The organism is Lyngbya aestuarii BL J, assembly GCF_000478195.2.
GTDB classification, from domain to species: Bacteria; Cyanobacteriota; Cyanobacteriia; order Cyanobacteriales; family Microcoleaceae; genus Capilliphycus; species Capilliphycus aestuarii.
This window is the reverse complement of record NZ_AUZM01000027.1, coordinates 1-21,492: the sequence shown is the minus strand read 5'-3', so window position 1 is coordinate 21,492 and position 21,492 is coordinate 1. Positions and strand designations below refer to the sequence as shown.

Sequence of the window (21,492 nt, the reverse complement as noted above, 5' to 3'; positions counted from 1 at the left end):
ATCAAACCAATTATTCAAAGATGTAAACAGATGAAAGTGACGACTCTTGAGACAAAAAACCATAATCACCTCAAACAATCAAATTTACAATCCTCTAAATCCACACCGAATAGTCAAAATTTTGCCTCTCCGAAAATATTAGTGGTATTGGCTAGCGATTTGTTTGATATTTCAACCCTAATCGCGGGAGTTAATCGAGAGGCAAATGTTTTACAGCTTGACCCAAACCAAGATGCTATTGAACAAATTACAAGCACTCTTAAAAGCAATCCTTTTACAATTAAAAGTCTGCATCTCGTTACCCATGCTTCAGCGAATATCTTATCCTTTGGAAACACGAACCTAAGTTTAGAGAATATTGATTCCTATCGGAGTTTACTCAAACAGTGGAATGTTCCTGAAATTCTCCTCTATGGTTGTAATCTTGCTCAAGAAAACACACACTTTATCCAACGTTTACATCAACTCACCGGAGCCAATATCGCCGCTTCTAGTACCCCTATTGGTTGCTTTAAAAAAGGTGGAAATTGGCATTTAGATGTTAAAATTGGTCAGATAAATTCAGAGATTGCCTTTAATGAGGAGGTTCAAAATCACTATCAAGGTCTGTTGACGATTGAACGAGTTTCTATCAATTCACAAGGAGAACAAGCTGCTCCCGATCCTCAAGATTTTGGTTCTCAAGATGGAAATATTTCTAATAACGGACAATTTATCGCGTTTGAATCGAATGCAAATAATTTAGTTCCTGATGATAATAACGGCGTTTCTGATGTCTTTGTTCGCGATCGCCAAACTGGAATTACATCTCGCGTTTCTATTAACAGTTTCGGACAGGAAGGAAACGATAAATCCGGTGCTTTTTCTGATAGTATATTGCCCGCTATTACTCCGGATGGACGGTTTGTTGCGTTTGAGTCCAAAGCCAACAACCTCGCGCCTGGAGACAACAACGCTGAAGAATGGGATATATTTGTCCGCGATCGCGAAACTGAAACAACTACAAGAGTTTCAATTCGTAACGATGGAATTAGTGGAGATGATGCCTCCCGAAATCCCGTAATCACCCCGGATGGACGATTTATTGCGTTTGAGTCACGGGCGGAAAACCTCGTTCCTAGAGATGACAATTCAGGAACATGGGATATTTTTGTTCATGACCGTGACTTCGATGGGAATGGGAGTTTTGATCAGGGAAGTAGCCGAACCGTCCGAATATCAATTAATGGGATTGGTTTACAGGGAAATGGTGATTCTTTTGATCCTTCTATTTCAAGTGATGGACAGTTTGTGGTGTTTGAATCCGACTCCAATAACCTGGTCGTCGGGGATAATAATGGGGTTCGAGATATTTTTCTTTATGACCGTGATCCCGATGGAAATGGGACTTTTGAGCAAGGAAATAGTAGTATTACTCGTCTACCGATTGGACTGGGTGGAGTTGAGGCAAATAACGCTTCTTTTGATCCTCAATTTTCGGGAAATGATCGCTTTATTGTCTTTGAATCTTTAGCCAATAATTTAGTTGAAGGAGATAGTAATAACGCTTTAGATATCTTTGTTTATGATCTGCAAACTGGAGTCACAAATCAAGTTTCTGTAGATGCCAATGGTGTGGGCGGAAATTTTAATTCCTCTCAACCGAGTATATCAAATGATGGTCGGTTTGTTGGGTTTAGTTCTCGATCTTCTAATTTTGTTCTGGGTGATAATAATGGCGTTGAAGATATTTTTGTCCATGATCGCGATCCCGATCAAGATGGAATTTTTGATCAAGGAAATGGTATTATTACCCGGGTTTCTATTACTGATACGGGACAAGAAGGAAATGCCGATTCGTTTCAAGCTGTGGTTTCGGGTGATGGAAGTTTAGTCGCCTTTGAGTCTTTAGCTAACAATTTAATACCCGGTGATACAAACGGAGTTGCTGATGTTTTTATATCAACAATTGAGCCAGCAATTACCATTTTAGCCGGAACTGATCCCATCGAAGACGGACAAACAAATGGGGTGTTTGAAATTCGTTTAAATCAACCTGCCCCCCCAGAAGGATTAACAGTTAATTTTAGTATTGCGGGTGATGCAATTAATCCGGATGATTATCGTTTTGCTGCGGGAAATAATATTACCAACCTCACAATCAATAGCTTTACAATTGCACCAGGGGCGACAACCGCAACTTTAGACGTTATTCCAGTTTTTGATAATATTAGTGAAACCGATGAAACAATAGAAGTTAGTTTACAACCGGGAACTAACTATGCGTTAACAACCTCCAATACTGCGAGTTTAATTATCGGTGATCGCTCGTTAATTGTCACCAATACTAATGATGCAGGTGTTGGTTCATTGCGACAGGTGATTAACACCGCTAACCGGGTCGAAGGAACTGATATTATTACCTTTAATATTCCGCCAACCGATCCGGGTTTTAACCCCAATACAGGAACGTTTAGTATTCGACCTACTTCTCCGCTTCCAACTGTTAGTGATGTGGCGATTTTAGATGCAACCTCTCAGCCGGGATATACAGATAAACCCTTAATTGAAATTGATGGAAGTAATGTTAATACCAGTAGTGGCTTAACGATTACGGCTGGAAATAGCACTGTTAAAGGGTTTGTTATTAACCAATTTTCCGAGGGGATTCGGTTAATTAATGGCGGAAATAATACGATTCAAGGAAACTATATTGGGACGGATATTACTGGAAATATCGACTTTGGAAATATAGTTGACGGAATTTTTCTGGGTGACGGTAGCCGTGGAAATTTAATTGGAGGAACCACACCGCAAACCCGTAACTTGATTTCTGGAAATGGTCGAAATGGAGTACAAATTGATACAACAAGTGATAATATTATTCAAGGAAATTACATTGGAACTAATATTTCAGGAACCGCTGATTTAGGGAATAGTGGGGCGGGAATTGGGATATTTCAAGAACAAAATAATGTAGTTGGGGGAACCGTTTTTGGGGCGGGGAATCTAATCTCTGGAAACGATACAAACGGGATTGAACTTAATGGCAATGCGGCGACTAATAATCTGATTCAAGGGAATTTTATTGGAACGGCTTCTGATGGAAATACACCATTAGGGAATACGCAAAATGGTATTTTAGTGTTTAATAATGCTAATAATAATACTATTGGCGGAGTTGCTGGATCAGGAAATATTATTGGCTTTAATAATCAAGATGGGGTGAGAATAGATTCGGGAGAAGGCAATGCAATTCTGAGTAATTCTATCTTTGATAATGGTCTGGGTTTGGCGGATATTGGCATTGATTTAAATAATGATGGAATTAGTATTAATGATTTTGGAGATGAGGACACTGGGGCGAATACGTTACAGAATTATCCTGACTTATTAACAGCGACTTTAGAAGCAGAAAGTATTACGATTAATGGTATAGTTGATAGTACGCCCGGTTCTACCTTTACTGTACAATTTTTTGCCAATGAAACACTAGGGGAAAGCGATCGCCAAGGACGAACTTTTTTAGGGGAAACTCAAGCAACTAGCAATATTCCGTTTACGGTTAGCTTTGATACCGAACTTGCCGAGAATCAACGTTCGATTACTGCGACAGCAACAGATGCTAATAATAATACCTCAGAATTTTCTACTCCTATCACGGCGAATACCGCCCCTGTTTTAGACTTAGATGAAGATGATAGTAGTGGAATAACCGGAAACAATTATAGTAACCGTTTTATTGAGGGACGAGAAGCCGTAATAGTGGCGGATACTGATGTTGAAATTGAGGATGCAGATAGCCCCAATTTAGCTTTTGCGACTTTAACTTTAACGAACCCAATTAACGGGGAAGCTGAAAGTTTAGCGGTTAATGGTTTACTTCCGACTGGAATTACTGCAACTGCTTATAATTCAGTAACCGGAGAATTACAACTGCGAGGAGAGGCTTCTGTTGCTGATTATCAAACCGCAATTTCTCAAGTTGTTTATAATAATACCCAACTGAACCCCGATTTAAGTGATCGCCTAATTAATATTACCGTGAATGATGGCAGTTCTAACAGTAATATTGCCGAAACAACCATTAGTTTAATCGGAACAGTTCAAGTTAGTATTGCAGCGAATCTTTCTCCGGTTGAAGGAGAAACTGGAACCTTTACGATTACTCTTGATGAACCTGTTGATCAACCTTTAATTATTGAGTTTGATCCCGATGAAAGTATTGCAACCCAGACAGAAGATTATACCCTAGAAGCCGGAACTGGAATTACCACTGTTACTCCCAATACGTTTATAATAGCACCTGGAGTTACCAGCGCAACCTTAAATGTTGTTACGATTGATGATAATATTTTTGATCCAGAAGAAACCATTGAACTTACTTTAATTGCAGGTTCAAACTATTTAATTACTGAGAATAATTCAGCTTTTATTAGTATTGTTGATAACGATAATGCGGAAGTTTTGTTAACGCCTCCCCTTGAACCTATTACAACAGAAGACGGAGAAACAACAACATTTGAACTCGTTCTTTCTTCCGAACCGATAGCAGACGTTATTATTAATTTAGAAAATACCAACCCACAAGAAGGAAATCTTTCTGTTAATACAGTAACTTTTACGTCTGAAAATTGGGATATACCTCAAGTCGTTACCGTTACCGGAGTGGATGATAATATTTTTGATGGAGAGATTGATTATAGTATTATCACAACGGTTAATAGTGAGGATATTAATTACAACAATTTTCAGTTAGAAGATATTACTATCACGAACCAAGATAATGATGAAGCGGAAATTTTGTTCACTCCACCCTCTGAAACCATTACAACAGAAGACGGAGATAGCGTTAATTTTGAGTTCGTTCTCTCCTCCGAACCGATAGCAGACGTTGTTATTAATTTAGAAAATACCAACCCACAAGAAGGAAATCTTTCTGTTAATACAGTAACTTTTACGTCTGAAAATTGGGATACACCTCAAGTCGTTACCGTTACCGGAGTGGATGATAATATTTTTGATGGAGAGATTGATTATAGTATTATCACAACGGTTAATAGTGAGGATATTAATTACAACAATTTTCAGTTAGAAGATATTACTATCACGAACCAAGATAATGATGAAGCGGAAATTTTGTTCACTCCACCCTCTGAAACCATTACAACAGAAGACGGAGATAGCGTTAATTTTGAGTTCGTTCTCTCCTCCGAACCGATAGCAGACGTTGTTATTAACTTAGAAAATACTAACCCCGACGAAGGAATTCTTTCTACTGAAACTCTAACTTTTACTCCCGAAAATTGGAATAATTCTCAAATTGTTACTGTTACCGGAGTTGATGATGATATTGTTGATGGGGATGTTGAATACAGTATTAATACAACCGTTCTTAGTAATGATTTAACTTATGATGATTTTGATTTAGCTGACATTAACCTCACAAATATTGATAACGATGAAGGGGGAATTGTTGTTACTCCAATTGATGGACTAACTACGACAGAATCAGGAGAGATTGCAACATTTGAAATTGTTTTAACTTCTGAACCGACAGCAGATGTTCGTTTAGACTTAAATAGTAGTAACCCCAACGAAGGAAGTCTTTCTATTTCAGAGGTAATTTTTACCCCGGAAAATTGGGATGTGTCTCAAATTGTGATTGTTACGGGAGTGGATGATGATATCGCAGACGGAGATTTATCCTATTCTATTATTACAGATACAACAGTTAGTAATGATCCGATTTATAACGGAATTAACCCCGCAGATGTGAGTCTGGTTAACGCAGATAATGAAACGCCAGGAATTACGGTTACTCCGGTTAATGGTTTAGTGACTAGCGAAGCAGAAGGAAGCGATTCTTTTGAGATTTTTCTGAATACCGAACCCGTTGATGATGTCACCATTGGAATTGAGAGTAGCAATATTACGGAAGGAATTGTTTCGACGGAAGCGGTAACATTTACCCCGGAAAATTGGAATATTCCCCAGATGATTACAGTGACGGGGGTTGATGATAATATTGATGATGATGATATTGCTTATAGTATCATTACGACACCCGATTTAACAACCACTGACCCCAATTATAACGAGTTTAATCCTCCAGATATTAACGTTACGAATACCGATAACGATACTGCGGAAATTGTCATTACTCCCACAACGGGATTAACCACTAGCGAAGTGGGAGGAATCGCAACTTTTGATGTTTTTCTGACTTCTGAACCGTTAGCAGAAGTAACATTTAATCTCGCGAGTAGCAACACCGCAGAAGGAATTCTTTCGACGGAAACGCTAAGTTTTACCCCCCAAAATTGGGAACTTCCACAAACCGTAACGATTACAGGAGTTGATGATCTAATTGCTGACGGTAACATTAACTATAGCATTATTACGGGTGATGCAGTGAGTTTAGATGCCAAATATAACGGCTTCAATCCTGACAATATTACTGTAATTAACACAGACAATGAAACCCCCGGAATCACCGTTAGCCCAACGACAGGATTAGAAACCAGTGAAGCGGGAGAAACTGCAACATTTCAAGTGGTTTTAAATACCCAACCTATTGATAATGTTACTCTAAATTTAATCAGTGATAATCCCACAGAAGGGGGTGTTTTTCCACCCAGTTTAATCTTTACTCCCGATAACTGGTTGACACCACAAGTTGTTACTGTTACCGGAGTTGATGATTTGAATGTTGATGGGGATATTGAGTACCGAATTATTACTGAAGCAGCGATTAGTAATGATCTTAATTATAACAATCTTAACCCGGAAAATGTTACCCTAACGAATCTTGACAATGATCTTCCTGTTGTTGATTTATCAGTTGATTTAACGACAGGTGAAGAAGCTAATACCACAGCAATAACTGTTACCGCTACTGCTTCAGCAAATGTCGAGGGAGAACAAACAGTCAATCTCGATGTTTCGGGAATTGGAATTACTTCAAATGATTATACTTTATCCAATCCTCAGATTATTATTCCTGATGGAAATAATACCGCCAGTGTGACATTTCGAGTCTTGGATGATGTTGTTTTTGAAGGGGATGAAACGGCGACATTAACTTTATTAAATCCGTCTGATGGAATTATCTTAGGAACGGGTACTGCTAATCTGACGATTATTGATAATGATACACCCGCAACAGTTGAATTTTCTCAAACCGATTATCAAATTAACGAAGATGGAACAAGTGTTGGTTCTGAAATTACCATTAATCGTACTGGAGATACCTCGAAAGCCTCTACAGTAGAGGTAGAATTAACTCCGGAAACAGCAACCGCAGGAGAAGATTTTGATAACTTTGATAATAATTTAATTTCAGTACGGTTTGCGGCGAATCAAAAAACGGCGACGGTTAATATTCCGATTTTTGAGGATAATTTAGTTGAGGAAGATGAAACCTTTTCTTTGGCGTTGGTTAACCCCAGTGTGGAAACTGAAATCGGAACTCAAGATACAACAACTGTCGAAATTTTTGATAACGAAATTCCAAGAATTGATATTTCTGAAACGGAATTATCTGTTACCGAGTCGGGAATTACCGATAGCTACAATTTGGTTTTAACCACAGTTCCCCCTGAACCCGTTACCATTCGCTTTCAAACTGATAGCCAAATTGAACCCATCACCGAAGTTACCTTTGATGAAAGTAACTGGAATGTTCCTCAAACGATAGAAGTTCAAGCAGTTGATGATGAGTTAGTTGAAGACAGAACTCATAACAGTTTAATTACTCATGTTGTTACCAGTGATGATCAAACTTATAATGGGTTTATCCTGGAGGATATCAATATTGAAATTGCAGAAAATGATGTTGTTGATGTTTCTATCGCACCGAGAAATTTAACCGTTTCTGAAGATGGAGAGACAGACACTTACTCTCTAGTTTTAACACGAGAACCGGAATTACCTGTGACAATTGAGTTTGAATTAAATGAACAACAACTCAATTCCATTGATGCAATTAGCTTTGATTCAACGAACTGGAATACTCCCAAAACTGTAACGGTTGAAGCGATAGATGATGTGATTCCAGAAGGAGATGAAACTCTAGCAATTTCTCATAATATTGTCAGCGAAGATGAAAATTATAGAGACTTACAAATTCGTAGTGCGAATGTCGAAATTCTCGATAATGATGTCAATGCGGAAGTGATTATTGTTAATAACAACTTCAACCTTTCTCTTACCGAAGGAGAAACAACCGCCAGTTATGAGATTGTTTTAAGTTCGCCTCCCGTACTTCCGGTTACAATAGAGTTTAACACAGGTAATCGGATTAATTCTATCCCTGCAATTGAATTTGATGAAACAAACTGGAATATTCCTCAAACGGTGAATATTGTTGCTATAAATGATAATATTCTTCAGGGAGACACCACCGAAATTATCCGTCATACGGTGATGAGTGCAGATCGAAATTATGACGGTTTAGAAATTTCTGATATCAATATTGATCTTGTGGATAATGATGTTGCTGAAGTTTTGATTAGCCAAACATCAAACCGTACAGAAGTCAGTGAAGATGGCTTAACAGATACTTACCAAGTTATTCTCAATAGCCAACCGACTGAAGATGTTATTGTCACAATTACTCCTGATAGTCAAGTTGATTTAGGAGAGGGTGCGGAAAATGAAATTGAATTGATTTTTACCTCTGAAAATTGGAATGAACCGCAAACAGTTACCGTCGAAGCGGTTGATGATGAAGATGTCGAAGCTGATATTCATACCAGTACAATTAATCATACCATTTCAAGTAACGACTCTAATTATAATCGCGACACTCCGATTAGAATCGACGGAAGAATCGGGGATAATATTACCGTTGATATTATTGAAAATGATGAACCTTTACCCCCTGGAGAACCGGGAATTTCAGTAATTCAACCTGTGCGTCGAACTGATGTAATTGAAGGTTTTGGGAGTGATGTTTATAAGATTGTTCTCAATAGTGAACCGACGGCGAATGTTGAGATTAATATTAACTCCAACTCTCAGCTTGAAACCGATAAACAAACTCTCAACTTTACCCCCTCAAACTGGAAGGTTCCACAAACAATAACGGTGACTGCGGTTGATGATAACCTGACTGAAGGTTCAAGCATTGGAAGTATTTCTCACACCGTTAATAGTGATGATTCCCGCTATGATAGCTTAGATGTTGATCAGATTTCAGCCAATATTAGCGATAACGATAATCTTGGACAACAAAATACTTTTTCTGAAGCTGCTGTTGTGAGTTTGAGTGAATTAGATGATACAGGTGTGGGTTCAGATTTTGATGATATTTTGTTTGGAAATCAAGGAAATGATCGGGTATCGGGAGAAGCAGGTTTTGATTTAATATATGGACAAGGGGATGTGGATGCGTTAAGTGGAGAAGTCGGTGATGATGTTTTGTTTGGTGGACAAGGCGATGATCAAATCCAAGGGGATGCCGGAAATGATATTATTTATGGTGACAAAGATAGTGATCGTTTATGGGGAGGAGAAGGTCAGGATCAACTGTTGGGAGGCTTTGGAAATGACCGTTTAATTGGAGGTTTAGGTGCGGATACGCTAACTGGTGATTTAGGAAATGATGCGTTTGTGATTGGGTTTGGAGCGGGTGGAAATACCATCGAAACTGCGGATGTAATTGTTGATTTCACAAACACTCAAGATGTAATTGAGTTAATTAGTCCGTTAACTTTTGAACAGCTTAATATTACTTCCAATTCAAATGGATCGGTGATTCAAGTTCAAGCAACGGGAGAATTCTTAGCGGTGTTACCGGGAATTAATTCTACTCTGTTAACCGAACAAGATTTTGTTTAAACTGGGAATTGAGGTTAACCTGAAAATCTTTTACTCTAAACTGTAGGAGGAAAATTAACAATCTATTTCTTTCCCCCTACAATTTCTGCAAAATTACTTGCAAATTTGTTGTAAAGTTGTGGTAAACTGAGGATAGGAAATCGAAGCGGCTTCGGCTCGACCAATGAGAGTTTTTCCGCTAGCTTTTAACGCTGCGATCGCTAAACTCATCGCAATCCGATGATCAGTATAACTATCAACTTCCGCCCCGGTTAACGCTGTACCGCCAACAATTTCCATCCCGTCGGGTAACTCGGAAATTTTTGCCCCCATGCGGTTTAATTCCGCCGCCATCACTTTAATCCGATCACTTTCTTTGACTCGTAATTCTTCCGCATCTCGAATGATGGTTGTTCCTTGTGCAGACGTCGCGGCAACTGCTAAGATCGGAATCTCATCAATTAAGCGAGGAATTAACGAACCTTCTAAAGTACAGGCTTTGAGTTGGCTGTATTTTACCCGTAAATCTGCGACAGGTTCTCCGGCAACTTCCCGTTGATTTTCTAGCTGAATATCAGCCTCCATCATTTCCAAAGCGTCTAAAATTCCGGTACGAGTTGGGTTCACCCCCACATTTTTAATCAGTAATTCTGAACCGGGAATAATCGCCCCCGCCACCAGCCAAAACGCCGCCGAACTAACGTCCCCCGGCACCACAACGGGTTGACCTTGTAAGGTTGCAGGCCCGATGACCGTCGCACTATGGGTTTCTGGATCTACCAACACCCTAGCCCCAAATGCCCGTAACATCCGTTCGCTATGATCGCGAGATAACGCAGGTTCCGTCACCGTTGTTTCCCCTTCTGCCATCAAACCCGCCAACAAAACACAGGATTTGACTTGTGCTGAGGCAATGGGCGAGTTATAATGAATCGGTTTAAGGCGTTGACCTTGAATGGCTAGCGGCGCAAAAGAACCGCCTTCTCGTCCCCAAATCATCGCCCCCATTTCTTGCAACGGTTTGACCACCCGATCCATCGGACGCCGAACTAAGGAATGATCGCCCGTGACCGTAAAAAAGCGATCCGGATGAGAAGCCAGAATTCCCAACATTAATCGCAATGTTGTCCCCGAGTTCCCCGCATCTAAAACCTCTGTCGGTTCAAGCAACTGACCTAAGCCAATTCCCTGAACTTCGACTCGCTGTTGATTTAACTCGGAAATTTTCGCCCCCATCTGGGAGAAACAGCTAGCGGTACTGCGAGGATCAGCCCCTAAAAGCAACCCTTCAATGGTTGTGGTTCCCGTCGCCAATGCGCCCAACATTAACGCCCGATGGGAAATTGACTTATCTCCAGGGATCTCAATCGTACCGTGTAAAGATAAACCGGATGTTGGCGGTTCAACGCTTAGAGTCTGTTGACTTTCTGAAGTTTTGGTTTCAATAATCCCAGTTAGCATAGGATAAGAAAAGGAAGGATTTCCCTAGTCATCCTAACGCTTTCTTTGTACTAAATGGCAATCTGAGACTGGGGGCTTATAGTTAATGGTTAATTTACAGCATATGTTAACACATTCTCGCAAACCTGTAAGTCTGTCTGTGATTTCGGTGGACTTACCCGTAAGATCGCTGATTGAAACCGCCGCAACCCTCTATCAAAGAGATCGTGAACAATTTCACTTGTTGTTACATGAACCGGAAATATTCGACTGGGAACCCAACCCCATTAGCCCGGAAACTCCCCCCTCTACACCGCAAAAACCCCGTCTGTTGTGGTTAGAAGTGTCTCCCTATCGGGCGGTTATGACGATGCAAGGGAATACAAAATACAGCTATCGTCATTTATGGCAAAAAGGAATGTATGGGATTAGTCGTTATTATTTACAAACGGACTCGGAAACGGTTCCCAGTCAATTTCGACTGCGTAACTTTACCCGCAATCTAGAATTAGGGGGTTCTCCTTTTCCCGAATATTTCCGACTCGAATATGAACTTTGGTCAGACAAATTGCAACTGGGTCGGTATGTTCTGAGTTTAGACATTCATCATTAAAAAAGACCGAAGGAAAAATGAGCGACTGATCACGAATTGGGCGGGTTTATAGAAATGCTTTGCGAGAAGGTTATAGCTCGATTTAGAACCCGCCCGTACCGATTATTTTGAGGGATCAGGTTCTTCTGGTTGTAAAGACTCAGGCGGACAATATTTCGTCATATCTGCCATCAAAGTTTCTGCTTTTTCACTCATCGGACTGGTTTGTTGACTGACTTGATTCACCTTTTCAATCGCTTTTACTAATTCAGTGCGACCTTCAACACTAATGGGTGATTTTTCTCCAGCTTCTAGCGCTTGACCCATCTCGTTTAGGGCGATTGCAAACTCACGAAAGACCTCTGTAAAACCCACACGAATTTTCTTGAGTCTACCATTTGTGAGGTAAAGTTCTTCCATCTGATTGGCAACAAGATTGAGTTCTTGTGCTAATCTGAGGGTTGTCGCGCCATTCGAGCTATCCTGAGTTGCGATCGCTCGGTTTCCCTGATCTACAACCTCGATCAGTTTACGACATTGCGTCTTGCGACTTCCCGCACAAGCGGTCAAACTGGTTAGCAGGGTCACGAACGTCAACAACGTCACCACTCGTCTAAACTTAAAATTCATTGAAGATCCTCACACCGCCAGAATAGAGAGTTAATCGCTGAGAACTACTAAATTATTGCTTGAGTTCTGCACCGTTAGTATGTCAAATTATGAGCAAGTCAGCAAGTATCAGCCCCAGGAAAACTATGTCTCAAAACACCCCCCAACAGAAAAAGGATGATAGCGGATATGTTGCCTTTGGGATTGCGATTGCGCTAGGATTGCTGGTAATGAAAGATACGATCCCGCTTTTGGTGCTTTTGATTGGCGGAGTCGGTGCCTGGCGTCTGTGGAAGCATTACGCCAAAAAACATCTTGATCAATTAACGTATCTCAATCAGGTTTTTTATCGCTTAATTCAAGATAATCAGGGTTGGATTACACCCTTAGATTTAGCGATGAATTCTCAAGTTAACACTGAGGATGTGCGAGAATTTTTAGACAAGAAAGCCACGGAATTTTCTGCTCAATTTGAAGTCACAGACCAAGGCGGAATTGTTTATTATTTTTCGACCGCTCAAGCTTTAATTGACCGTTTAGAATCGGAGGAAATAGAGTTTGTCAATCCGATAGAAAATCCCCCAGTTTTACCTTCTCAACCTCCTGAAGCACCTCAACCTAAACTTCCAAATAAAAACGAAATTTCATTATTTCCAGTTCCTCCAGATTCCAATTCAAATCCATCAAAAATACCGAGTAATCTGAATCAATTAGAACTCGCCAAACGCTTAAACGTTCATCCGAGTACCTTAAGCAAATGGAAGACAAAACCGCAGTTTACAGACTGGTGTAGTCAAAAAGATCCTGATAAAATTACTTGGGAATATTCCGAAGAAAATAAACGATTTTATCCCGTTATTCCCTCTAAAAGTATGTATAAAGGAAACCCATTTTTAACTCAAAATCAGGCTAAAAATAACTACAAAAACCGTCAAGTCAATTGATTTCAAGCTAATGATTGCTAATCTTCCGATTATAATTTTTGATACCACTCTGCGAGACGGAGAACTCACCCCAGGCGTTCACTTTAGCACACAAGATAAAGTTCAAATTGCTCAACAGCTTGAGGAAATCGGAGTTGATACCATTGAAATCGGATATCCTGGACGATATACAAAAGATATTGATCAAATTATAGCAGTTTCTCAGGTTATTAAACATTCAACGCTTTGTGCGTTAGCAGGTTCTCAAGAAACAGAAATTAAACACGCAGCAAAATCATTAGAAAAAGCCGAAAAAAGCTGTATTAATATCTATACTCTTGTTAATTTTAACTCACCTTCCAAACCTTTCGAGAAAAACTCAATATTATCAACCCTAAAAAAACAGATTTCCCAAGCCAAAAATTATTGTAACATCGTTCAATGGACTGCGTTTGATGCAACTCGCGGCGATCTTAAATTTTTATGTGAAGCCGTTCAAACAGCGATTGAAAGCGGGGCTAAAATCATTAGTATTCCCGATAGTTTAGGTGTTGCTTTACCGGAAGACTTTTATCACTTACTCCAAAAATTATATCAAAATATTCCCCAACTCCAACACGTCACCGTTTCCGTTCACTGTCACAATGATTTAGGAAAAGCCGTAGAAAATTCTCTCGTGGGGTTAGAGTTAGGTGTGCGTCAAATCGAATGCGCTGTTAACGGTTTGGGTGCTAGAAAAGGCAATGCAAACTTAGCTAAAATTGTTAATAAAATTAAATCCAATCACAACTATTATACCTCAATAAACTCCGATTTGATCCCAAAAATTTCTGGATTAATTTCTAAATTAATCAAATAAGGGCGCAAAACTTGCACCCCAAAATTGGCTAAACCTCGAAAATATTACAAACGACTGAGGATTGATATAGGATTGTATTTTTATTGCTGTGCTTGACGCCCTCGCCCTTGACCTTCACCGTTATGTTCCGGCTTCAATTCTGCTAATTTTGCTTGTTGTTCTGGTGTTAATACTTCACGAACTTGTAACATGGTTTCAAAGCGTTGATCACCCATTTGTTGATGTAACTGTTGAATTTTTTGATGTTGTTGACGCATTTGTTCTGCACTCGCATTACTGGCTTGAAGCGATCGCATTTCTTCGGCAGCCGCACGCATTTGTTCACGCAAACCTTCCGATGAAGCCTTACGCTGTTCGTGAATATTCTCAATTTGTTGCTGTTGTTCCGCAGAAAGATTAAGCTGCTCAAACATCCGACCCATGCGATCGCCGGGTTCGGCTAATGCACTCCCCGATAAAGGTAACAATAAAGCTACAGTGGTCGCACAAAGCAAATGACGCATCTTGATTATACAAACCTCACAATTAGGGTGAATTCACTCTTTTTCAGTGATCTCCTTATCGTAGAAATTAATAACTGCGATCGCCGTAATCAAACTTCCTTAATTTGGCTAAGTCTAAAGTCTTATCTCATCAGGTCATAGTCTCACCGCTCAAAGTATTCAACCTCAACAACTCCCCCAAACAAAGGTACTTGTTTTAACGACATTTGATGATGATGAATATATTGCCAAAGCGATGCAAAACGGCGCAAAAGGGTATTTACTCAAAGATACCCCTTCCGAAGAACTTGCCCAAGCCATTCGTGCTGTTTATAAAGGGTATACTCAATTTTAACCCGGATTATTTGAAAAGGTTGTTGCTGCAAAGACAGGCAATTTTTCTCATTCATCTTCAACGGAACCCCCACCGAAATTTAAACGATTAACCCCCATTGTATTAAAATCTGTTTAATGTTAATAGTTGTAACAAATCTGAGAATTTTTTCATCAAGTTTTCTTAGAATAAAAATCAATATTTTATTTTATTTGTTTTTCTGAAACAATTGATAAATTTATCTTATACATCCGGCTTCAGTTTGTCCCTCAAACCGTTTCTAATCATGGTTTTGTTCACTAAAATCTAATCTTCGCTTCTCCTAATCTCACCATTAGAGAGTGGTTGAAACTAAAACTCAATGCCATAATAGCTATTACCCCTGATCGAGAACTCAAGTTTTGATCAGAGGAATGTATTTGAATATAATTAGGGAAACAATCTATGACACCACAGAAAACTCAAGAATTAGCAACATTGAACTTACCCGAGAGTGCCGTTCAAACTCAAGATTGTCTAGCACACTCTACGCCCAATGTGCAACTAGAGGAGATTAATTCAGTGTCTTCTCTGCCGAATTATCCCGCCCATCAAAGAATTGTACAGATCCAACAAATTGGAGATCAAATTAAAGTTTGTTTGATCAACGATAAAAATTCAGCCGGAAAAGCCTCAATTCGCACGATTTATGAACAGGGGTTTAATTGGCATCATTGGCTCAAAAAAAGCCAAGAAAAAGCAGAAAATCAAGGCTATCCTCTGACTGGATATCACTGCATAGATTATGTCATTCAGCGAGAAAGCTATCTGGGTCAATCTTGGGAAGAAGCCTATCAGAACCTCAGCTAAACTGCCCGGAATTGCCCCCTGAAAGTGATGAGATAAATTTCCCAAAATTACTTAAAAAGGGGCTAAAGCCCCTTACTTATCCGATCAAGATTTTGTCGTAGCGATCGCTAAAATCCCCACAACTCTGATTTGATGTCGTCGAAATGTTGCAATTGCCGTCTTAACCGTTGCGCCCGTGGTGTAAATATCATCTACAATTAAAACAGAATTAACTTTAGATTGGCGGAAATCTGCCCCTAACCGAAACGCATCTTTTAAATTTTCTTGCCTTTGTTGAGCCGAAAGACTAAACTGAGCTTCAGTATCACGTATCCGTTCTAAACCCTGAGACTTTAATGGTAAACCCGTCACCTGACAAAAACTGCGGGCCAAAAGTTCCGCTTGATTAAAACCCCGTTTTTTTTGTTTTTCAGGAAACATCGGAATCGGAACGACAACAAGTCGTTTATTATTAAGATTAGATGAATTGAACTGAGATGTATTCAACCAAGTCTCAGCCAACCAATAGCCCAACGGTTGAGCAAGTTCAGGATGATTGTTGTATTTCATCGCCACAATTGCCTGCTTTAACGCCCCTTTGTATTGTCCCCAAACCAACAGAGGAACCTCCCCAGAACATTGTTTTCCTCGGGGAAATTGACAGCGCAAAATCTGTTTTTGACAATAGGGACAGAGTTGGGTGTCTGTGGGACGATCGCACAACGGACAATTGGGCTTCAAAAAAAGATTGAGAACCGCTTTGAAGAAATTTCGGAGCATCGGTTAAAAAGAAAGAAGATCATTCTCAAGCGTTAGTCCTTCAGGGTTAGCAACTCAACACCCCCTTAATGTTAAAATCACAACGCTTAAGACGTGTCAAACAGGCTACTGTTTAAGGATACGGGATAATAACAGCATAGAGAAGATCATCATCGAGGAAAGACGGTGGAAATAAAACAGGTGATCATCGCCCACAAAGCCAGAGATCCGCAAAGTAAACAATGGGCCGAACAATTTGCAACCCACTTTGAGAAACGAGGCTGTCAGGTATTGATGGGGCCGAGTGGCCCTCAAGATAATCCTTATCCGGTCTTTTTGGCCTCTATCAGCCGTCCAATTGACTTAGCGATCGTTTTGGGGGGAGATGGAACAGCGTTAGCCGCAGCCCGTCATTTAGCCCCAGAGGGAATACCGATTTTAGCGGCAAATGTGGGTGGACATTTGGGATTTTTAACCGAGTCGTTTGAAGACGTTCGCGACACAGAACAAGTCGTAGAGCGGATGTTTGAAGATCGCTACGCCATGCAACAACGGATGATGATTCAGGCGGCTGTTTTTGAAGGTAATCGAACTAATCTTACCCCCGTTGGCGATCGCCATCTTGCCCTGAATGAGATGTGTATTAAACCCGCTTCTCCCTATCGAATGCCCACTTCAATTTTAGAGATGGAAGTTGATGGTGAAGTTGTCGATCAGTATCAAGGGGATGGTTTAATTGTCTCAACACCGACGGGTTCAACCTGTTACAATGCCTCTGCCAATGGGCCGATTATGCACCCTGGAATGGAAGCCATTACAGTCGCCCCCATTTGTCCATTAAGTTTGTCGAGTCGTCCAATTGTTCTGCCATCCGGGTCAGTCGTCAGTGTGTGGCCGTTAGCCGATCCCGAACACGAAACCAAACTCTGGACAGACGGAGTATTAGCGACTTCAGTTCGGCCAGGACAACGGGTAGATGTGCGGATGGCAAACTGTCAAACTCGGTTTATTATTTTGCGCGAAGACTACTCGTTTTACCAAACTCTACGAGAAAAATTGCAATGGGCCGGGGCAAGAATTCGCTATATTAACGATCATCGCAACTAGGGAGGTTAGAAGTGATCAATTATGAATTATGAATTATGAATCTTCCCTGTTTCCTGAAAAAACGGTTCACTGTAAAGATAAAGATTGTTCCCTGAAAAAACTGGTCACTGATCACTGTTCACTATTGACTGAAAAGACTGTTGACTGAAAAGTGTCACAAGACCCGTACAATGGGATTGACGAAAGATTATCAGTACGGAAAACAGCGTTATGGTATTGACTGGAGAAACCCCCTCACCCCCAAGCAAATCAACGTTTGACCTATCAACCTATCTGGCCGAACACAAAGCCGAGGTTGAACTTGCCCTTGATCGCTCGATCACCGTGATCTATCCCGAAAAAATTTATGAGGCGATGCGGTATTCACTCCTAGCAGGAGGTAAGCGTCTCCGTCCAATATTGTGTCTGGCGACTTGTGAGTTGGCAGGAGGAACGAGGGAAATGGCAATGCCAACCGCCTGTGCGTTGGAGATGATCCATACCATGTCGCTGATCCATGACGATCTTCCCGCAATGGATAATGATGATTATCGTCGGGGTAAACTCACCAATCACAAGGTTTATGGCGAAGATATTGCGATTTTAGCTGGGGATGGGTTGTTAAGCTATGCTTTTGAATTTGTCGCCGCTCAAACCCGAAATGTACCCCCACAGCAGGTATTAGACGTGATTGCTCATTTGGGTCGAGCCGTTGGTGCCGCCGGACTGGTGGGCGGTCAGGTGGTTGATATAGACTCAGAAGGCAAAACCGATATTACCGAAGAACAGCTTACCTTTATTCATACCCACAAAACCGGAGCGTTGTTAGAAACTTGTGTCGTTTCGGGGGCAATTTTAGCGGGAACCTCAACAGAGAACCGAGAACGGCTATCGCGCTACGCTCAGAAAATTGGTTTGGCGTTTCAGATTGTTGATGATATTCTCGATATTACTGCGACTCAAGAGGAGTTAGGGAAAACAGCCGGAAAAGATTTGACTGCTCAAAAAGCAACTTATCCGAGTCTTTGGGGATTAGAAGAATCAAAACGTCGAGCCAACCAACTGATCTCAGAGGCGCAAGCTGAACTTGCTCCTTTTGGAGAGGCGGCGACTCCCTTAGTTGCTCTAGCCCAATTCATTACCAGTCGCAGTAACTAGAGGTGTCTTACTCCATGCAAGACTTTGGCCATATTCTCCATAACCAAGTCCTGATGGTTTCCCTGTTTGCCTGTCTATTTGCTCAAACGGCGAAGTTGGCAATTGAATTAATTCGATTTGGGAAAGTCAATTTTCGGGCGTTAGTCACGACAGGGGGAATGCCGAGTTCTCATTCAGCGTTTGTCTCCGCCTTAGCCACCAGTGTCGGACAAAGCATCGGTTGGGAAAGTCCCGAATTTGCGATCGCTGTGGTCTTTGCTTTTATTGTGATGTACGATGCAACAGGAGTTCGTCAAGCCGCGGGTCAACAGGCTCGAATTTTAAATCAGATTGTTGATGAGTTATTTCAAGAGCATCCCCAGTTTAACGAAGATCGCCTCAAGGAGTTACTCGGTCACACCCCTTTTCAGGTGATCGTCGGTTTAACTCTCGGAATTGCGATCTCTGGTCTAGCAGAACTGGCTTATCCCTAGTTTACGGGTTAACATTGGGGCTGATCAGCATTACACGGCGACTATCTACCATCAGCGAGAAAAAACCGCGATTGCTTAGAGTTTGCAATGTAGAGGTTGCAGTTTGTAAATCGTTGGTTTGAGTGACCAGTAAATAGGGACGCTGACCGTAGGATGCTAAACCCACTTCTACTCCGGTGAGTTCTTCGACTTCTGCGGCGAGTTCCGGTTGATTGAGATAGTCTACTAACACCGCATATCCTGAACCAAGTCTTCTTGGGTTAAAAGCAGCTTGTTCAGCGCGAGGACGAGGTTGAGGTTGAGGTTGAGGTTGAGGTTCGACACGAGGACGAGGTTGTTCGATAGAACGAGGTTCTGTGTCTAACTCCGCCGCAGGTGAACGACTCACCACTCGACGAGTCGGAGGACGTTGAGAAACCGTATCGGGTTTGACAACATAGCTTCGCAAACCCGAATTACTTTTAATATAAGCTGCCCAATCTTCGGCAATCAGTTGATCTTCAAACCCAGCAACTCGCGTTACGAGATCATCAACATAGCGACAAACTTCACTTTCAACATCACTCGGTAACGTGCGACGGGCTAAGTCCTGTTCAGCTTCCGTTTCACTGACAATCAATAAAAGATATTCTCCGGCTTCGGGAGGTTCGCAAGCCGACTGAGCCACAGCAACTTTTGTACTTAGGTTGTAGGTTAACAACACCACGAACCCCAAAAGCCGCAAGCAGTCCTTCACACCAATTTGAAGCATTGTTTGGATCTCAACTGATCGGGAGCAAGCCTATTTTAGCAGTCTGTAATCACGCCACCGCCAAAGACGCCAACGGATCGGGAATACTCTGGCTCGGGGCTGAGAATTCCCCCGTGACCACAAACTCTAAGCGCAACTTCAACCACGTAATAAACTGTTCATTGGTGGAAATAACCGCCGCCGCCGGTTGCGGACATTTAGCCTTCACTTCGGCGAGTTCTGGGGCTTCGAGAAAAGCAGGTTGAGTCACTAACCAAAAGTCAACTTCTTTTTCCTGTTCTTGATAGTAGCGATAGCGTTCTTTGAAAACCTCATCTAAGGGTTCTTCTTCGGTGAGAAAATGTTGACTGGCTAAAAGATAGTAGTAAGTTTGCATGATTTGTTGTCAATAATTGAAAAATTCGTTCTCTTGAAAAAACAGCTTAACGGATAACTCAAGACTTAGGTTGCAAGCATCGCTTGTTTCATTTCCCGAACCGCCCGTTCCAAACCCACCAACACCGCTCGACTGATAATGGTATGACCAATGTTGAGTTCTTCCATTCCCTCAATACAAGCAACGGGATAAACATTCCAGTAGGTCAAACCATGACCCGCATTCACCCGCAGTCCTGCATCTAGAGCCAGTTTGCTCCCGGCGCTCAGAACTTCTAGTTCTTTGTCTTGCTGCTCAGTGCAGGCGTCAGCATAACAACCCGTGTGCAGTTCCACAAACACCGCTTTAGTACGAGCAGAAGCTTCAATTTGAGCCGGGTTCGCATCAATAAATAGACTGACCGGAATTCCCGCATCTTGCAACTGACCCACGACCTTTGTCATCCGCTCAATTTGACCGACGATATCGAGTCCGCCTTCGGTGGTCACTTCTTCGCGTCGTTCTGGAACTAAAGTAATATAGTCTGGTTTGATCTCTAATGCGATCGTCACCATTTCATCAGTGGGTGCCATTTCCAGATTGAGATGAGTCCGTACTGTTTCTCTCAACAAACGCACATCTCGTTCTTGAATATGACGGCGATCTTCGCGCAAATGCACGGTTATTCCATCAGCACCCGCCAATTCTGCAATTACCGCCCCCGCTATCGGATCAGGTTCGACCGTGCGACGGGCTTGGCGCAGTGTAGCGATATGGTCAATATTAACTCCCAAAGTCGGCAACTTAACCTTTCCTCGTGTTGAATGTTCCCGTTTTATCAGTTTACAGTAACCCGTGTTTAGAGGGAACAGGCAATAGGCAAGATCTCCCCATCTCCCCACCTCCCCACCTATCCGTTTCCATTCATCATTAACCCAAAAAACCCACCTCCCCACCCATCCGTTACCCATCCCCACCTCCCCCGGAACCCCACCTCCCCACCTCCCCACCTCCCCACCTCCCCCGGAACCCCACCTCCCCA

The 21,492-nt window shown here is 41.5% G+C and carries 15 protein-coding genes and 1 pseudogene; 9 read left to right on the top strand and 7 right to left on the bottom strand.

The window, feature by feature from the left end:
- Nucleotides 1-30: 30 nt before the first annotated feature.
- Nucleotides 31-9,822 carry a DUF4347 domain-containing protein gene (locus tag M595_RS13135; RefSeq protein WP_023066806.1) on the top strand — a complete coding sequence of 3,264 codons (9,792 nt, stop codon included), beginning with the start codon at nucleotides 31-33 and terminating at the stop codon, nucleotides 9,820-9,822.
- A 93-nt stretch (nucleotides 9,823-9,915) separates the two neighbouring features.
- On the opposite strand, the gene aroA is transcribed toward M595_RS13135, so the two are convergent.
- Complete coding sequence (gene aroA / locus M595_RS13130; RefSeq protein WP_023066809.1) at nucleotides 9,916-11,262, bottom strand: 3-phosphoshikimate 1-carboxyvinyltransferase; 1,347 nt, start codon at nucleotides 11,260-11,262, stop codon at nucleotides 9,916-9,918.
- Between the two features lie 103 nt (nucleotides 11,263-11,365).
- Here aroA and M595_RS13125 point away from each other — a divergent pair, with 103 nt between their 5' ends.
- Nucleotides 11,366-11,854 (top strand): hypothetical protein, encoded by a 489-nt coding sequence (locus tag M595_RS13125; protein ID WP_023066768.1) that lies wholly within the window; start codon nucleotides 11,366-11,368, stop codon nucleotides 11,852-11,854.
- Between the two features lie 102 nt (nucleotides 11,855-11,956).
- On the opposite strand, the gene M595_RS13120 is transcribed toward M595_RS13125, so the two are convergent.
- The gene (locus M595_RS13120; RefSeq protein ID WP_023066810.1) at nucleotides 11,957-12,463 is read right to left on the bottom strand and encodes a hypothetical protein; all 507 of its coding nucleotides are present in this window, start codon (nucleotides 12,461-12,463) and stop codon (nucleotides 11,957-11,959) included.
- Between the two features lie 125 nt (nucleotides 12,464-12,588).
- On the opposite strand from M595_RS13120, the gene M595_RS13115 reads away from it, so the two are divergent.
- Together M595_RS13115 and M595_RS13110 are read left to right on the top strand one after the other, a co-directional pair.
- A complete protein-coding gene (locus M595_RS13115) occupies nucleotides 12,589-13,386 on the top strand; it encodes a helix-turn-helix domain-containing protein (protein ID WP_023066792.1) in 798 nt (265 codons plus the stop codon).
- Nucleotides 13,387-13,396: 10 nt separating this feature from the next.
- Complete coding sequence (locus M595_RS13110; RefSeq protein ID WP_023066782.1) at nucleotides 13,397-14,224, top strand: hydroxymethylglutaryl-CoA lyase-like TIM-barrel protein; 828 nt, start codon at nucleotides 13,397-13,399, stop codon at nucleotides 14,222-14,224.
- Between the two features lie 80 nt (nucleotides 14,225-14,304).
- Here the strand turns inward: M595_RS13110 and M595_RS13105 are convergent, their stop codons facing one another.
- On the bottom strand, nucleotides 14,305-14,727 hold the full coding sequence (locus tag M595_RS13105; protein ID WP_023066772.1) for a Spy/CpxP family protein refolding chaperone: 423 nt from the start codon (nucleotides 14,725-14,727) through the stop codon (nucleotides 14,305-14,307).
- Between the two features lie 124 nt (nucleotides 14,728-14,851).
- Between M595_RS13105 and M595_RS33005 the strand changes: the two are divergent.
- Both M595_RS33005 and M595_RS13100 read left to right on the top strand, forming a co-directional pair.
- Nucleotides 14,852-15,157 (top strand): annotated as a pseudogene (locus M595_RS33005) (response regulator); the annotation flags it as partial.
- Between the two features lie 327 nt (nucleotides 15,158-15,484).
- Nucleotides 15,485-15,889 (top strand): hypothetical protein, encoded by a 405-nt coding sequence (locus M595_RS13100; protein WP_023066763.1) that lies wholly within the window; start codon nucleotides 15,485-15,487, stop codon nucleotides 15,887-15,889.
- An 84-nt stretch (nucleotides 15,890-15,973) separates the two neighbouring features.
- Here M595_RS13100 and M595_RS13095 read toward each other — a convergent pair whose 3' ends face one another.
- Nucleotides 15,974-16,648, bottom strand: coding sequence for a ComF family protein (locus M595_RS13095; protein WP_023066764.1), 675 nt, complete (start codon nucleotides 16,646-16,648; stop codon nucleotides 15,974-15,976).
- Nucleotides 16,649-16,813: 165 nt separating this feature from the next.
- On the opposite strand from M595_RS13095, the gene M595_RS13090 reads away from it, so the two are divergent.
- The 3 genes from M595_RS13090 (at nucleotide 16,814) to M595_RS13080 (ending at nucleotide 19,344) form a co-directional block, all read left to right on the top strand.
- Nucleotides 16,814-17,734 carry an NAD(+) kinase gene (locus M595_RS13090; RefSeq protein WP_023066771.1) on the top strand — a complete coding sequence of 307 codons (921 nt, stop codon included), beginning with the start codon at nucleotides 16,814-16,816 and terminating at the stop codon, nucleotides 17,732-17,734.
- A 210-nt stretch (nucleotides 17,735-17,944) separates the two neighbouring features.
- On the top strand, nucleotides 17,945-18,871 hold the full coding sequence (gene crtE / locus M595_RS13085) for a geranylgeranyl diphosphate synthase CrtE (RefSeq protein WP_023066783.1): 927 nt from the start codon (nucleotides 17,945-17,947) through the stop codon (nucleotides 18,869-18,871).
- Nucleotides 18,872-18,885: 14 nt separating this feature from the next.
- Nucleotides 18,886-19,344, top strand: coding sequence for a divergent PAP2 family protein (locus M595_RS13080; protein WP_023066786.1), 459 nt, complete (start codon nucleotides 18,886-18,888; stop codon nucleotides 19,342-19,344).
- A 1-nt stretch (nucleotide 19,345) separates the two neighbouring features.
- Here the strand turns inward: M595_RS13080 and M595_RS13075 are convergent, their stop codons facing one another.
- The 3 genes from M595_RS13075 to M595_RS13065 form a co-directional block, all read right to left on the bottom strand.
- Nucleotides 19,346-20,095, bottom strand: a complete 750-nt coding sequence (locus M595_RS13075) for a hypothetical protein (protein WP_023066780.1) — start codon at nucleotides 20,093-20,095, stop codon at nucleotides 19,346-19,348.
- A gap of 49 nt (nucleotides 20,096-20,144) precedes the next feature.
- Nucleotides 20,145-20,471 carry an MgPME-cyclase complex family protein gene (locus M595_RS13070; protein ID WP_023066778.1) on the bottom strand — a complete coding sequence of 109 codons (327 nt, stop codon included), beginning with the start codon at nucleotides 20,469-20,471 and terminating at the stop codon, nucleotides 20,145-20,147.
- A gap of 65 nt (nucleotides 20,472-20,536) precedes the next feature.
- On the bottom strand, nucleotides 20,537-21,253 hold the full coding sequence (locus M595_RS13065) for a pyridoxine 5'-phosphate synthase (protein WP_040484072.1): 717 nt from the start codon (nucleotides 21,251-21,253) through the stop codon (nucleotides 20,537-20,539).
- Nucleotides 21,254-21,492: the final 239 nt, after the last annotated feature.